The organism is Streptomyces zhihengii, from assembly GCF_016919245.1.
Classification (GTDB): Bacteria; Actinomycetota; Actinomycetes; order Streptomycetales; family Streptomycetaceae; genus Streptomyces; species Streptomyces zhihengii.
In genome coordinates, this window is record NZ_JAFEJA010000004.1 from 1 (window position 1) to 13,607 (window position 13,607).

Annotated in this window: 11 protein-coding genes; 3 read left to right on the forward strand and 8 right to left on the reverse strand. The window is 68.7% G+C overall.

Going from position 1 to position 13,607, the window contains the following annotated elements; translation table 11 throughout:
• The first annotated feature begins 506 nt into the window (after positions 1 to 506).
• Positions 507 to 2,930, forward strand: a complete 2,424-nt coding sequence (locus JE024_RS40445) for a DEAD/DEAH box helicase (protein ID WP_205378978.1) — start codon at positions 507 to 509, stop codon at positions 2,928 to 2,930.
• Between the two features lie 129 nt (positions 2,931 to 3,059).
• Here JE024_RS40445 and JE024_RS40450 read toward each other — a convergent pair whose 3' ends face one another.
• Positions 3,060 to 4,121 carry an amidohydrolase family protein gene (locus JE024_RS40450; protein ID WP_205378979.1) on the reverse strand — a complete coding sequence of 354 codons (1,062 nt, stop codon included), beginning with the start codon at positions 4,119 to 4,121 and terminating at the stop codon, positions 3,060 to 3,062.
• Here JE024_RS40450 and JE024_RS40455 point away from each other — a divergent pair.
• Positions 4,120 to 4,401: a hypothetical protein gene (locus JE024_RS40455; RefSeq protein ID WP_244883798.1), complete on the forward strand. Its 282-nt coding sequence runs from the start codon at positions 4,120 to 4,122 to the stop codon at positions 4,399 to 4,401. The two genes, JE024_RS40450 and JE024_RS40455, sit on opposite strands and share 2 nt — an antisense overlap.
• A gap of 123 nt (positions 4,402 to 4,524) precedes the next feature.
• Here the strand turns inward: JE024_RS40455 and JE024_RS40460 are convergent, their stop codons facing one another.
• Complete coding sequence (locus tag JE024_RS40460) at positions 4,525 to 5,796, reverse strand: AlbA family DNA-binding domain-containing protein (protein WP_205378980.1); 1,272 nt, start codon at positions 5,794 to 5,796, stop codon at positions 4,525 to 4,527.
• Between the two features lie 208 nt (positions 5,797 to 6,004).
• On the opposite strand from JE024_RS40460, the gene JE024_RS40465 reads away from it, so the two are divergent.
• Positions 6,005 to 6,835: a hypothetical protein gene (locus JE024_RS40465; protein ID WP_205378981.1), complete on the forward strand. Its 831-nt coding sequence runs from the start codon at positions 6,005 to 6,007 to the stop codon at positions 6,833 to 6,835.
• Here JE024_RS40465 and JE024_RS41840 read toward each other — a convergent pair.
• The 6 genes from JE024_RS41840 to JE024_RS40495 all read right to left on the reverse strand — a co-directional run bounded on the left by JE024_RS41840 (position 6,832) and on the right by JE024_RS40495 (position 13,605).
• The gene (locus JE024_RS41840) at positions 6,832 to 7,266 is read right to left on the reverse strand and encodes a hypothetical protein (protein ID WP_244883800.1); all 435 of its coding nucleotides are present in this window, start codon (positions 7,264 to 7,266) and stop codon (positions 6,832 to 6,834) included. The two genes, JE024_RS40465 and JE024_RS41840, sit on opposite strands and share 4 nt — an antisense overlap.
• A gap of 65 nt (positions 7,267 to 7,331) precedes the next feature.
• Positions 7,332 to 9,140 carry a UvrD-helicase domain-containing protein gene (locus JE024_RS40475; protein WP_205378982.1) on the reverse strand — a complete coding sequence of 603 codons (1,809 nt, stop codon included), beginning with the start codon at positions 9,138 to 9,140 and terminating at the stop codon, positions 7,332 to 7,334.
• Positions 9,137 to 11,149: an ATP-dependent nuclease gene (locus tag JE024_RS40480; RefSeq protein ID WP_205378983.1), complete on the reverse strand. Its 2,013-nt coding sequence runs from the start codon at positions 11,147 to 11,149 to the stop codon at positions 9,137 to 9,139. Before JE024_RS40480 ends, JE024_RS40475 begins: the two co-directional genes overlap by 4 nt.
• Positions 11,150 to 11,495: 346 nt before the next feature.
• Entirely contained in the window at positions 11,496 to 11,645 is a 150-nt protein-coding gene (locus tag JE024_RS40485) for a hypothetical protein (protein WP_205378984.1), read from the reverse strand.
• A 236-nt stretch (positions 11,646 to 11,881) separates the two neighbouring features.
• Entirely contained in the window at positions 11,882 to 12,709 is an 828-nt protein-coding gene (locus tag JE024_RS40490) for a hypothetical protein (protein ID WP_205378985.1), read from the reverse strand.
• On the reverse strand, positions 12,706 to 13,605 hold the full coding sequence (locus JE024_RS40495) for a sigma-70 family RNA polymerase sigma factor (RefSeq protein WP_205378986.1): 900 nt from the start codon (positions 13,603 to 13,605) through the stop codon (positions 12,706 to 12,708). Before JE024_RS40495 ends, JE024_RS40490 begins: the two co-directional genes overlap by 4 nt.
• Positions 13,606 to 13,607: the final 2 nt, after the last annotated feature.

The following is a 13,607-nucleotide window of genomic DNA, read 5'->3' on the forward strand; positions in this document are numbered from 1 at the left end:
TTCCCCCGCAAGCGGGGGAATGGAATTCCGTAAACGGAATTCCGGACGGAATGCAATTCGCGCAAGCGCGAATTGCGGGCACCCGCGCAAGCGCGGTCGCCTTGGCTGGCTGCGAGGGGAGGTGCATCGGGTGCGGGCGTGTGTAGGGTTTGGGATTCCCAGCTATCACCGCTGTTAACGAGAGTGACGGACCGTCGGTTGATGGGGTGCCGGCCCCTGCCGCAGTGACGGGCTCCGCTGCGCTCCGCCCGAACCCCTCCCCCGCCCTCGATACCGCCTCAACGTGTTCGCTGATACCCTGTCAGCATACACAACTACTCGCCGTGTGAGGGTGAGATTCGGTCATGTATCACTCTGGGTCGGGAACATGGTGCGGAGGCGATGCATCACATGGTTTTGCTGTGTAGAGTCTGGGATCAGACGCCGCACCCCCAGCGCCGCGCACCTTGCGCCGGGATTCCCTTTATTATGACGCGCCGCATTCTGCGGAAAGGAGAACACGGGGCATGGCCGTGAAACTGCGTGACCACCAGATCGAGGCCGTTGCCGCCATTGTGCGCGGCTTCGATGTCCCGCCGGGTGGCATTCCCGTGAATGGCCTGCGTGGGCAGGTGCACGCCGCGTGCGGCACGGGAAAGACCATCATCGCGGCGGCGTCGGCGAAGCGGATCGTGCCGAAGGGCCGCATTCTCGTCCTGGTGCCGACGCTGGACCTTTTGACTCAGACGGTGCGGGCGTGGCGCGGGACCGGGCACACGGGGCCGGCGGTGGCGGTGTGCAGCTTGAGCGACGACCCGGAGCTGTGGAATCTGAAGGTGCGTTCCACCACCAACCCGGTGCAGCTGGCGCTGTGGCACGGTCAGGGGCCTGTGACCATCTTCGGGACGTACGCGTCGCTGGGGGTCCTGGCGGAGGCGTTCGAGGGTGCTTACGGGCAGCAGTTGGCGCCGGTGGATCTCACGGTGGTTGATGAGGCGCACCGGACGTCGGGCTCGATGGGTAAGGCGTGGGCCGATGTCCATGATCAGGGCGTCATCCCGTCGGATCGCCGGCTGTATCTGACGGCGACGCCGCGGATCTGGCAGGAGCGGCCTGCGCACTGGGGGGTGGCTGAGGGGGTGCGGGATCGGCTGCCGCGGGAGATGGCTGCCTCGATGGACGATGAGGCTGTGTTTGGGCCTGTCTTCTACAAGCTGTCGCTCGCGTCGGCGGTGTCGCGGGGGCTGCTGGCGCGGTATCAGATCATCGTCTTGGAGCTGAGGGACCCGGTCGTCACGCCTGAGCGGCTGATGGGCGAGGAGCGGCGCAGCGAGAGGGTGCGCGGTGAGCGTCTGGGGGCGTTGCAGGCGGGGCTGCTGCACACGATGGAGCAGCACGATCTGTCGACGTGCATCACCTTTCATCACCGGACGGTGGAGGCGCAGGCGTATGCGGAGGGTCTTGCGCGCGTGGCGGGGAAGCTGTACGCCGACCAGCCCGAGACGTATCCGAAGCGGGTCTGGGCGGACTGGTTGTGTGGCGAGCACGCTGCGGAGCGCCGGCGGGAGGTGCTGGGGTCGTTCGGGGCCACGGCGCAGCGGGCGGTGCTCTCGAACTGTCGGGTGTTGGGCGAGGGTGTGGACATCCGCGCGGTGGATTCGGTTGCCCTGCTGGACCCGAAGGGGGCTCCTCACGACATTGTGCAGGCGATCGGTCGGGCGCTGCGCCAGGAGCCCGGGCAGGGCAAGGTCGCGTCGTTGATCGTGCCGGTTTTCCTTCAGCCCGGGGAGCAGCCTGAGGACATGTTCACTTCCGGGTCGTACCGGCCCTTGGTGCGGGTCTTGGAGGGGCTGCGGGCTCACGATGAGGAGGCCGTGGAACTGCTCGCGATTCCGCAGGAGCCGCAGAAGGACGTGGTGCAGCCGTCTGAGTACATCGGTGCTGCGCCCGGGGAGGGTGAGGAGGAGTCCCGGCTGCTGCTGCGTTTCGCTGCTCCGCGTGACCCGGTGATGGTCGCGAACTGGGTCAGCTTCAACGTGATTGACACCGAGCGGCAGGACTGGGCGCGTGGCTGGGCGAAGCTGAAGGCGTACGTGGAGCGCGAGGGTCACGCCCGGGTGCCGTACGGGCATCGGGAGGGTGCGACACCCCTTGGGCAGTGGGTGGCCGAGCAGCGGCGGGCTTATGGGGCTGGGGAGATGAGTGGTCTGCGTGCGCAGCGGCTGGAGCGGCTCGGGATGGTCTGGTCCGTGGCGGACGAGCGGTTCCAGGAGAACCTGGAGGCCGCGCGGGTGTACTACGAGGAGCATTGGACGCTGTGTGCGCCCCGTACCGCGTCGGTGCTGGATCGGCCGTTGGGGATGTGGCTCGCGAATTTGCGGCGGCCGGGTGCGCTGGACGGCAAGCCGGAGTGGAAGGCAGCGCTGGAGGCGGTGGACGAGGACTGGAACCCGTCCTGGCCGCCGGAGTGGCAGCGGCACTACGCGGTCGTGCGGGAGATGCTCGCCGAGGAGACCATCCTCGCCTACGTCGAACCCGGGGTGACCGTCCACGGGATGGACATCGGCAAGTGGCTCGCCAAGCAGCGCAAGCCCGAGGTGTGGGCGGCCCTGACCGACGGACAGCGCGAACGCCTGAGCGCCGTCGGCATCGTCCCGCACGCCCCGGCACCGGTGGAGCAGACCACGTCCGCTCAACCGACCACGGCACCCGCTGCGTCGCTGAGCGCCTTCGAGAAGGGCGTGGCGGCCCTGGCGCAGTACAAGGCCCGCACCGGGTCCGTGGTGGTCTCACGGGGGCACGTCGAGCGGCTGGAGGACGGGGCGGAGGTCAAGCTCGGCGTCTTCCTCAGTAACAGCAAGACCAGGCGCGCCAAGCTCACCGCCGACAAACTCGCCGCACTCGCCGCACTCGGGCTGGAATGGGCGGCCGCGACAGAGGGAGCGGCGTGATGAGCGCACCCGCGGGAGAGTCTCTCAGCTGACCTGGATGCCGTTCTCGTCAAAAGTGCTCCCGGTCCGTGACTAGGCGGAATCAGGGGAGCAGCGTGCCCGGAATCGATGGCCTGCGGCCGGGAGGGGTCAGCGCATGACACGGCCCCGCAGGATCACGCGCGTGGGTCGCGCGAGAACTCCCGGTTCCGTGACGGGGTCGTGGTCATATGCGACGAGGTCGGCGGGCGCTCCGTCGGTCAGGCCCGGCAGTCCCAGCCAGTGCCGTGCCGTCCATGAAGCGGCCCCGAGCGCTTCTTCGGCCGGCAGGCCGGCACGGAGCAGCCATTGCGCCTCCGTGGCAACGGTGCCGCACGGGAAGGTGTCCGTCCCCGCGAGGACTGTGACACCGGCTTCGTGCGCCAGGCGCACATTGTCGATCATGCCCTGCCAGCCAAGAAGCCAGTTCGAGCGCTTCGCGCTGGATTCACGGCCCCGCCATACGTCCGCATTCCCGGCGAACGCGGAGAGAGTCGGTATGTATGCGGTGCCTTGTGCGGCCATCAGGTCCAGGAGGTCCGGATCGAGGTGCATCCCGTGTTCGAGACTGTCCGCTCCGGCCAGGACGGCGTTGCGTGAGCCTTCGCCGGTCTGGCAGTGCACGGCGACGCGTCCCCCGGCAGCGTGCACCGCTTCCACGGTCGCCTTCAGGACATCCAGAGGCACCGCAGGCTCGTCCCACCGCCAGTCACCGATGACCTTGCACCAGCCCGACGATGCCGTGGCCTCCTCTACCGCTGCCCCCGCCAGGTCGCGCTCGGCAATGTCCCGTCCGGCGCCGGGAAAGAACCGGCCCGGCGTCGCCAACCAGCGCCCTGCCGAGCGGACGCGCGGCAATTCTGTATCCGAGTCCACCCAGGCGGGCATCCGTGCCGCGGTCCCCGGTGTCCGCACCAGCAGCACACCCGCGTCCCGGTGCTCCGACAAGTGCCGCCGCAGCAACACCTCGTCGAAGGTGTCGTCCGGACTCTCCGCTCCGGGATGCGTGTGGACATCGACCAGGCCCGGCAGCAGCCAACCGCCGTCCACCACGGTCTCGACACGCTTCGACGCCGTGCCCGCCGGAGGCGCGGTCCGCAATCTTTCCCCGTCGATCCAGAACGTGCGCTCCTGGCGCTCAGGCAGAACGACACCGCGTATACGCATGATCATGACGATGAACCTATGCGACTCCTTCTTGGAGCCGCGCGTCGTGTTGCTGGGCATGGAGCTGTGCGCCCGTCTCCAGCCGTTCCAGGACCGCTACGGCCAGGCCGTGGCGGCAGGCGACGCGGACGGGCTCGCCGGGCTCTGCGGGGGCAAGCACGGCCGCTGGGGGCGGATCTGCGTCCTGCCCGACGGGCACGAGACCTCGATGGAGGAACCGCACTGGGGCCGCACCAGCAAAGGCCGGCCGACCGCATGGGCGGGCAGCGCGCCCGACGACTGGTGAACGGCGGCGGGAGACGCGACAGGCCCCCGGAACGCAGGGCGACCCGGGGTCCTTCGCTGCCTCGGGGCCAGCGGCGCCGCTCCCCCAGGCGAACTACGCGGTGCCGAGTCGGGCTCGGTCGTGTCATTCCTTGTCGGTCAACGCCTCAGTGAACACTTCTTGGGAGTCCAGGGAGCGCAGCAACGGACCGAGTAGGCGCCTGGTGACCGTCCCTTGTGCTTCACGGAGTTCGGCCAGTGTGACGCCGGTGGTCTCCTCGTACGTGTCTTCGCTGTATCTCTGACTGCTCGGAAAGACCGACTGACCGGAGTACCTGCGCCGACCGCGGAGCCGGTTGGCTCCGATCGCCATCGCCCAGTTGCCGTGGTATCCGACGTCTTCGGAGATCAGGCGCAGAAGTTCCAGTACCTGCCGGGTAAGGACAACGGCTGCGGAGTCGAAGATGACCTGTTCCGTGTCATCTGTGGCGGTGTGCGGCTTGGACAGATTGTCAGAGAGACGGGTCATGAGCAGTTTCAGGCCGCCGTCCTCGAAGAGCTGGAGTTCGATGACGTCTTCATCGCCCCAGCGCCCTTCAGGGATGTGTGTACGGTCGGGTCCGAGACCTGAGGAGCTGCGAGCCACTCCCCTAGCTCGCCGGTGCCCTTGATGGGCGTCGCCTAGATCAGGACTGAATCCCCGCCCGGCGAGTACCGATCGCAGAGCTTGAGACTCTTGGACGCGTTTGATCAGCGTAGCCATGCGCAGGTTCCAGTCCTGAGCACCGGTGATCTGCAGGCACATGTCCCGGCGGCCGGCCGTGGGCTGCGCAACGAGAAACAAGTGGGACTGGACGCCGACGTCGCGCAGTGGGTCTTCTTCCATCTGCTTCTGCAGAAGGAGGAGCGTGTCCGCTTCGGCGCTCCGCCGCTTCGCGTGCAGTGCGACGACCTGGGCGTCACCCATCTGGTATTTCGTCTTGTCACCGCGGCCGAAGTACCGGTTGTCCACCATGTGCGGCGCGACGGGGCTGGCCGGGATGTGTACGACGAGGTAGCCGGTCCCGTCGTTGGCCGCAGCGCTGATCTCCTCGGTGAGGATGGTCAGCGGTGGGTCGGGGATCGTCCGTGCCACCTGCTCGATCTTTTCCGCCAGCCCGTTCAGAGACTGGGGGGCGAGTTCGAAGGTGCGGCTCTCCTTGTTCTCCTGCACGCCAATGATCAGTGTTCCGCCGTCGACGGCGAACGAGGACAGATCTCGCGCCAGTTCCTTGTTGTCGCCCTTGCTGTGCGGGGCCCTTTTCAGGTCCAGGTGATGGCTTTCCTCGAGGAGGCCGCCGGTGACGGCGGCCTCCAGGTCGGCCTCAGTCTTCGGTGTCCACCGGGGATTGTCGGAGGAGAGGTAGATCGATGACACTGTGCGGTCCCGCTTCCCGTTGATCCGAGGCTCGGCGGGGCCGTGAGGCCCAGCGGCTGAGCGTCAAGGGTACGGAGGGGGACCGACAGCAGGGAGACGCGCAGCCGTTGAGGGTTGCGGGGACGGGACGGCCGACGGCAGAAAAGCGGAGGCTCCTCGGTGTGTGCGTGCCTGATGATGCTCACCACGTGCGAGGAAGGACCTCAGGATGGACATCAGCTTCGGGCCGGACCTGTCGAGGGCATTGGCTGCGGCTACCAAAGGTATCCAGGAAGCCGTCGCGGCGGCGGTCGTGCCGCCGCTGGAGATCCGGATGCCCGCTCTGGATCACCTGGCCGAGGTGATCGCTCCGCTTCAGCCGGCGCTGGAACGCCTGGACGCGATGATGCCCGCCAACTGGCGGGGCGCCCGTCTCGACTACTCGGACATGATCGTGCTGATGAGGGAAGGCATTCCGTTGGTCTGGGTTCCGCCGGCCGACGTCATCCGCCAGCTCCTCGCCGCCGACGACGCAGCTGCCCGTGCACAGGTCATTGACGACTGCCGTCCGGCCATCCTGTCCTCCTGCAAGGCGGCCCTCGCAGCAGTGTCTGACACCCAGTTCGGCGAGCAGACCACACTCCTCGAAGAATGCGTGCACATGGCTGACCGCGGCATGTTCAGCGGTGCCCAGGCACTGGCTGCGAACGTGTTGGACACCCTGATCCGTGGTCTGACCTACGCAAATCCCGGCTGGCTCAAGCCCAATGGTCAGTGGCCGGGCTACGCCAAGGTCCTGGAGAGCATCCCGGCCGTTGAGGACGACGACGCGACGATCCGCCAACTCCGCGAAGCTGCTGCCTTCCTACCGTTCCCGAAGGCGCTGGAGCCGTTCTGGGCGGCGGACCCGATCCCTGAGACGTTCAACCGGCACGCCACCGCTCACGCTGCCGCGGCCACGCAGTACACCCCGGTCAACGCCGTCACCGGAATCATGCTTGCCGTCAGCGTGCTCCGCGATATCGACGACATGGGGTATCCCGTGCAGCTCCACGCCTAGCTGGTCGCCGACGCGGTCGGCTCGCCCACTGACGCCGACGCGACACATCGCCCGCTGCTGCCAGCTCTGGCCAGGCGCCTGCCGGGCAGTGCCGTCACAGCAAGCTCCTCGCCGTCGCGGTTTGTCCGGCAACGAGCTCCTGGGCCACCCCTGCGATCGGCGCTGGTCAGGTCGAGGCGGATCTGGTCGAGGAGCAGCTCGCCGGTGGCCGGGGGCCCGTCGGCCAGGCCGAGGAGGGTGACCGCTTCCTCTTCCTGGTGCTGGTAGTCGTCCTCGGCCTGGATGTTGGCCGCCCGCTCGGCGGCGACCGCGCGGGCGTGGCCGGTGATTTGCTCGTCGTCGGCGGGAGCAAGGTCCGGGTCCTTCCACGCGAGGACGGCGGTGACGAGGGCGTCGTGCGGGGCGCGGGCCAGAGGGAATCCAGGCTGCATACCCGCGCCCTCGCGCACCGGGCGAAGCCGTTCGGGCACGAGATGAGCCCTCGCGTTTCTGCGCTTCAGACAAGGTGGTGCGCGGTCTCCTCCCGGTAGTCGATCTTCATCGTCTCCAGGTGGGTGGTGACCTCACGGTGCTTCGAGAGCGGGTAGGTCAGCGCCACCATGTGGCGTGCCCGGGTGATGGCGACGTAGTAGGTCCTCAGCAGTTCGTTGTTCTCCGTGTGGGTCAGTGGGTCGGCCCATGCCTGCAGCAGTTCGGTGACGCTCTGGGGCTTGGGTAGGTGGATGAGGACCGCGTCGGCTTCGCTTCCCTTGGCCTGGTGGACAGTGGAGCTGCGCATGCCTGCAGCGGGCGTGCTGTCGCTGTCGGCCTGGGGCATGCCGACCAGTGATCCGATGGGCTGGTCCAGTTCCTTGGCTGCCAGCGACAGGATCTTTGGGGGCGCCGGGCGGTTTGTCGAGGGTGGGAACTGTGCTCTGAGGACCGAGCGGGCGGCGCTGCGCCAGTCACGGGCCGGTGTGGCGTCAACCGGGGGCAGCGCGGTCAGGAATTTTCCTGCCCGGCGTCGCATGAGGGCCGGGGCAATGCCATGGGCGGCCAGGCTGTCGGCGAGGGTCTCTTCGGTGTCGGGGTGCCAATAGTCGTCGAGCAGTGTGCTGGCGATGGCCAGCGCGTGCTTGCGTGCGGTTGCGGGGGCCTCGGCGGTTGTGAAGACTGCTGCGGCCCATGCCAGTGCCTTGGCGTCGGTGCCCTTGGGGTGGTTCGGTGCGGGGCGGGAACGCGCCTTGGGGACGGCGTCGTTGCGGTAGGCCATGGCCAGGCAGTCTGCTGGGGCGATGTCCTCGCGCGCGGCATAGCCGACGAATGCCTCGCCGGCGTCGCTGGCGTCGAGCAGCCCCGAGGCTTTTCTCCCGTGGTGGCCGTAGGGCAGGAGCAGCAGGGGGATGGCTGCCTCGTGGTGGTCGCCTACCGGGTCGTCGGGGATGCTGCGGGATGTGGGGCGAAGGGTGGCTGCAAGTTGGCACACTGATGGGCTGCTGCGCCAGTTGCCGTTCAGCTCCAGGCGGGTGGGCAGATGCAGGGTGAAGGAGTGCAGGTCCTGCGGTCGTGCGTCGTTCCATTCGTAGATGCCCTGGTCGGTATCGGCGACGACGACCAGGGGCAGGCCTGCTCGGTGCAGCTGCTCGAGGATGGTGAGGTCGAGTTCGGAGCAGTCCTGGGCTTCGTCGACGACGATCTCGATGAAGCGGTGGCGCAGCAGGTGGGTGACGGACGGGTTTCTGACGTGGTCGAGGGCGGCGATGCGGACCTCGTGGCCGGTCATATAGCCGCGGCGCTGCCACAGGTCGTCGCGCCGCCGCTGGGCGAGCCGGAGGTAGTCCGCTTCGGACAGTTGTGACCTGACCAGGGACCTGGCTGCGGCGGGCCACTGCACTGCGGTCTGCCGGGTGGCGGGGTCGTAGCTGAAGCGGAAGGACGACAGCGGTACCTTGCGCGGGCCGACGACGGCGGCCGGGACGTGGTCCCAGGACAGGACGTGCTGCCAGGGCGGGGTGGCGGGCAGGAAGGGGCGCACCAGGTAGCGCCACAGGAAGCTGTCGAAGGTGCCGATGAAGTGTGGAAAGGCCGTCAGGTCAGGCCGGTTGCCGGAGCAGCGGTCGCGGAGTTCGTCGGACGCGACGTTGGTAAAGGACAGCAAGGCTCTGCCCGCCCGGCGAGGGCCGGGCGGGGTCAGGCAGTGCCGGTCGACGAGGACGCGGGTCTTGCCGGCGCCGGGGCAGGCGCGGAGAAATAGTGGTGCCGAGGCGTGGACGGCCTGCTGCTGGCGCTGCTCGGCTTGTGCGCGGCGCGGGTCGATCAGGTTCATCGGCGGCCGCCCTCCACATCTGCGATCCACCGGATCGCGGTGGCCAGGTGCTCGGGTACGCGGAAATTGTCGGGCCGGGTGGCCAAGCGCTCCGCGAGACGGTAGGCGTAGTCGCCCTTGGGGAGTTTGTTGCTGCCGTCGGTGAACAGGGTGCCGAAGGCGGCCGCTTGTTCGTCTGGCGTAGTCGCGTCGTCGACTGGCTTCCAGCGGTGTGCCGACTTGGGGCGCAGGTCGAGGAAGACGTCCTTGAGCAATGCCCGGTTCTCGGGCCGCATGAGTTCGGGCTCGAGGGTGGGTCTGCTCTCGGAGATGCGGAAGCAGTCCTCGGGCACGTCCCAGTCCTGCAGGTGCTTGGTCAGGAAGGCAGCACGGTTGAAGCCAGTCTCTGTGGTTTCGGTCCGGTCCTCTGCGGCCGTGTCCGGGAGGGGTGGCTCGGCGGCCTCGTCGTCCGGCTCTGTCGTCTTTTTCGTGGGGTCCTGGTCGGTGATGACGACCACCCGGTCGGCGATGCGTACCCCGCTCACGCCAGCGAGCAGGGCCCGCAGGTAGGGGGTGAAGTCGACGCCGTCGACGGCCACGATGCAGCTGCCTCTGAAGACCGCCTTGGCGCGGGTGCGGGCCCGCTCGTCCGGGATGGCGTCCAGGACCAGACGGGCGAAGGCCGGCATCAGCAATGCTTCGGCCAGTCCCTCGACGAGGATGACGCGGGTCCCAAAGAGCATGGCGCTCTTGGTGATGTCCAGGTAGCGGTCGAGTTTGGCGGGCTCGTGCCGGGTGAAGGGAATGGCCGCGACAGGCACCGCGGCCGTGGTGAAGGCGAAGGCCGCCGCCTCGGGCGGCTGCGGCTCCGCCTCCGGAACGGTGGGCTGTGGCGCGGGGACGGCGACGTCCGCCACCGCGTCCTTGACCGTCTTGGCCTCAGGGGCCGGGGTCCGGCGCCGTTTGAGGATCACCAGGTCTTTCACGGTGGTGGCGGCGGCCAGCACCGGCGAGTGCGTGGTGATGACCACCTGGATGCGGCCCAGCGGCGCGCCCTCGGCCTCCGGCTCGAACGTCTGGGATTGAAGCGCCCGGCTCTTGAGGTGCTCCAGCAGCAGGTTCTGCAGCTGCGGATGCAGGTGGGCCTCTGGTTCCTCGACCAGGAACAGCGTTAGGTCGGCCCCGCGGGCGGCTTCCAGTTCGGCCAGGACGGTGGCGATGTAAAGGAGGTTGGCGTACCCCAGTCCGGAGCGGGCGATGTCCTCGACGTCCAGGCCCTCGTCGCTCATGCGGGTCCGCAGCGCCCGGGCGATGGACACCAAGGTCGGGTCGGCGAACGACAGCCCCATGTGCTGGGGGTGCGCGCCAGCGGTGAGTAGGTTCAGCGGATCGTTGATCCTGCCTCGGACAGCCTTGATCTTGTCGTGTTGCTCCAGGTAGCGGAAGTGCTTGGCCTGCTCCTCCTCGAACGCCTTGATCGCCTTCTCGCCGCCGAGTTCGGCGGCGAGGATCAGCCGCAGTCGGTTGCCCGAGCTGGAGGCCAGCTCCTGCTGGGCATTGCGCATCGGCGGCAGATACACGTGGCGGACCGCGCGGCGTGCCTCGGGCTCCGGGTCGTCCAGCAGCCGTCCCGCCGACCAGACCGGGCGCGGGGCGCGTTCGCCTTCGGCCGGGCGGGCGAAGACGACCGAGTAGCGGGCATGGTTCCCCCTTTGCAGGTCTGGCTCCTCGCTCGCGGGAACGCGTGCCTGCAGATGAGTGGCTGCCTCGACGTCCTCCAGCCCCGCGTAGACCGCGGTCAGTTGCGCGCCGCCATCCGCCCAGGGATGGACGTCGTCTGGTTCCCACCAGCGGTTGCGCCGCCCGTCGAGCGGATCGGTCAGCAGTCGCAGCGCGTCAATGAAGTTCGACTTGCCGGCGTTGTTCTCCCCCACAATGACCGTGACACCCTGACGCAGCGGAACGTCGATATCTAGCAGCGACTTGAAGCCCCTGGCTTCAACTTTCCCCAGATGCAACTTCTCCCCCACTTTCCCCAGGAGCGGGAGCGTACCGGCCCAAGAGGCCCCTCATGGGGCGTTCGCTATATGTCTGTGACACATCCGTCACGAAAGGAGGCGCGGCTTACCGGCAGCAGTAGCCCAAACCAAGCCGACCGGCGTTGCTCCCTCTGGAGTCGGTGATCTGACTTTCCACGCTCCAGGGTGAACGCCAGCCGAATATGCCCTTCCAGATGACGTCACCCGTTACGGGGATCACGACTCAGGGGATCTTCCGGAAGGACCCGCTCGTGCGCATCCTCGTCGATTCTCGGTTCGCAGGCGCTGCCTTGCCGCAGGATGGTCATGCAGGGCACGACCGGAGGGCACAGTGCGGCTAGGGCAGACGGTCGGGGACGGGCCAGTCGATGCGCACCCCGCGCCGGATCAGCGCGGTGAAGCTGTCAACCTGGCAGGCGGGCGGCCGTCCGTGGGTGTAGCGGCGCAGCGCCCGGTGCACGCCGTCGCGCAGCTGGCCGTCGGTCATCGTGGACGCCAGCTCCGAAGCCGTTGCGTACGGACAGGACGGGCTCGATGGAGGTCATGGTGACGATCCTTTCCGCCCGGCCCCGCTGGTCTCCCGGTTGGAGACGCGGTCGAGGGGCCGAGCGGGCGGAAACGTAGAGCACCGGGTTCGTTAGCGTCGCATCTGTGCCGCCCGCCCCGGGGGCACCGGCTGCGGCACCCCGGGGTGGCCGCCTCGGGGTGCCGTGGCGGATGGGTTCAGCGGGTTGCGGCCTCGTCGGCGTGGCGGTCGCGCCGGCATTGGTGGCGGTCGTCGCCGGGCCGTGGCCGGTGACGGGACTGTGAGCGGGGCGGAAGGCCGCTTGGGCGAAGAGAGCGGTCGGCTGTGTTCAGCCGGTCGCGGACCTGGTGGGCGAAGTTCGGTCCCGGCAGCGGGATCTCGCAGTCCGGTTCGCGAAGGTAGCCGCTGGCCACGGCGAGGGGCATGTAGGCCATCAGCTCCAGGACGACGGAGGAGCGCTGACGGGTGACGTGCCGGGCGAGCTGCCGCAGGACGCGCAGCAGGGTGGTGGTCGAGACGCTGTCACCGGCCTGCAGGAGGGCGGGGAGGTCGGGATCGTCGGCGCAGCGGATCTCGGTGCGCGCCGCGGGGGCGCGCGAGGCGGGTTTGCCGGTGTCGGCCTCGTCGGTCTGGGTGTGCCACCAGCTGGCGACGTGGGTCTCGCCGAGGGCGAGGTGGTGGAGGTAGAGGCAGTAGGCGGCGGCGGGTTGTCCGGCGCCGGCGGCGTACTGCCACCAGAAGCGGGCGCCGTCGTCGGTGTCGCTGAGCTGGAGCACGCAGGCCAGGACCAGGGCGGCGCGGGGTGCGGGGATCTGGTCGGTGACGAACTCGCCGACGGCGGTGGCCGGGGTGTGCCGTACCACGGTCTCGCACAGCGCGCGCAGGTCGTCGGCTGCGGACCTGGTCGTCTGCCGCGGAGTGACGGCCCCTCGCCGGGTTGTGTCGCGGGTGGGGACGGTGTCACGCGGAACGGTGCGGTCGAAGGCGAGCAGTGCCCGGGAGAGGACGGCGTCCAGTGTGGTCATGGGGTGGGTCCTTCGGTCAGGTGCAGCTCGGTGGTCTCGGTGATGAAGCGTCGGGCGTGGCGTTCGTCGGACCGTACGGCGGCGATCGGTACTCCGAGGAGTTCGGAGGTCTCCCGGATGCGGAAGCCGCACAGGTGCCGCAGCACCATGACGTCCATGTGGTTGTCGGGCAGCCTGCCGATCGCGAGAAACAGCTCGATGCTCTCCGCCAGCTGGTCCGTGCGCGCTTCGGAGTCGGTCTCCTTGAGGAGGGCGAGGGTGTCGAAGGCGCCCTGTGCGAGCAGCGGGCGGTCGTCGCGGTGAGCGGCGCGGGCCTTGACCGTGGCGCGCAGGAGGTTCCAGGCGTAGCGGCGGATGTCGGGGCTGGCGAGGGCCTCGTCGAAGCTGAGCCAGAGGATCGCGAAGGTGTCTTCCACCGCTTGGTCTCGGGCGTTGCCGGTGAGGAAGACGCTGGAGTAGCGGAAGTAGCCGTCTTCGACGGTGGCGCGCAGGGCGTCGTGGGCCAGGGGCGGGAGGCCGGGGCCGGCGGTGGTGACGGCGGGTCCGCCTTCGCCGGAGCGGTCGATCCAGTCGCTGCTCTTGCCCACGTCCAGAGCGGCCTGTTGCCACAGCCGGTACAGAGGCCAGTTGGGGATGTCCAGGACGGAAGCGACGCGGTGCATGACCTCCCAGCGCGGATAGTGCCCCACTCCGCGCAGGAGCTCGGAGAGCTTCGACTTGGCGAGGACGACGTGGTGGCTGAGGTCGGCCAGGGTGTAGCCGCTGGCGAGGTAGCGGTCGCGGGTCGGCTCCAGCCACGCGGCGTGGGTGGAACCGACGGTGGGGGCGATGGGTCCGAGCTTGCGGCCGGGACGGACCGGGGCCGGCCCGGAGGCCGGCCCCGGTGCGGGGAGCATCG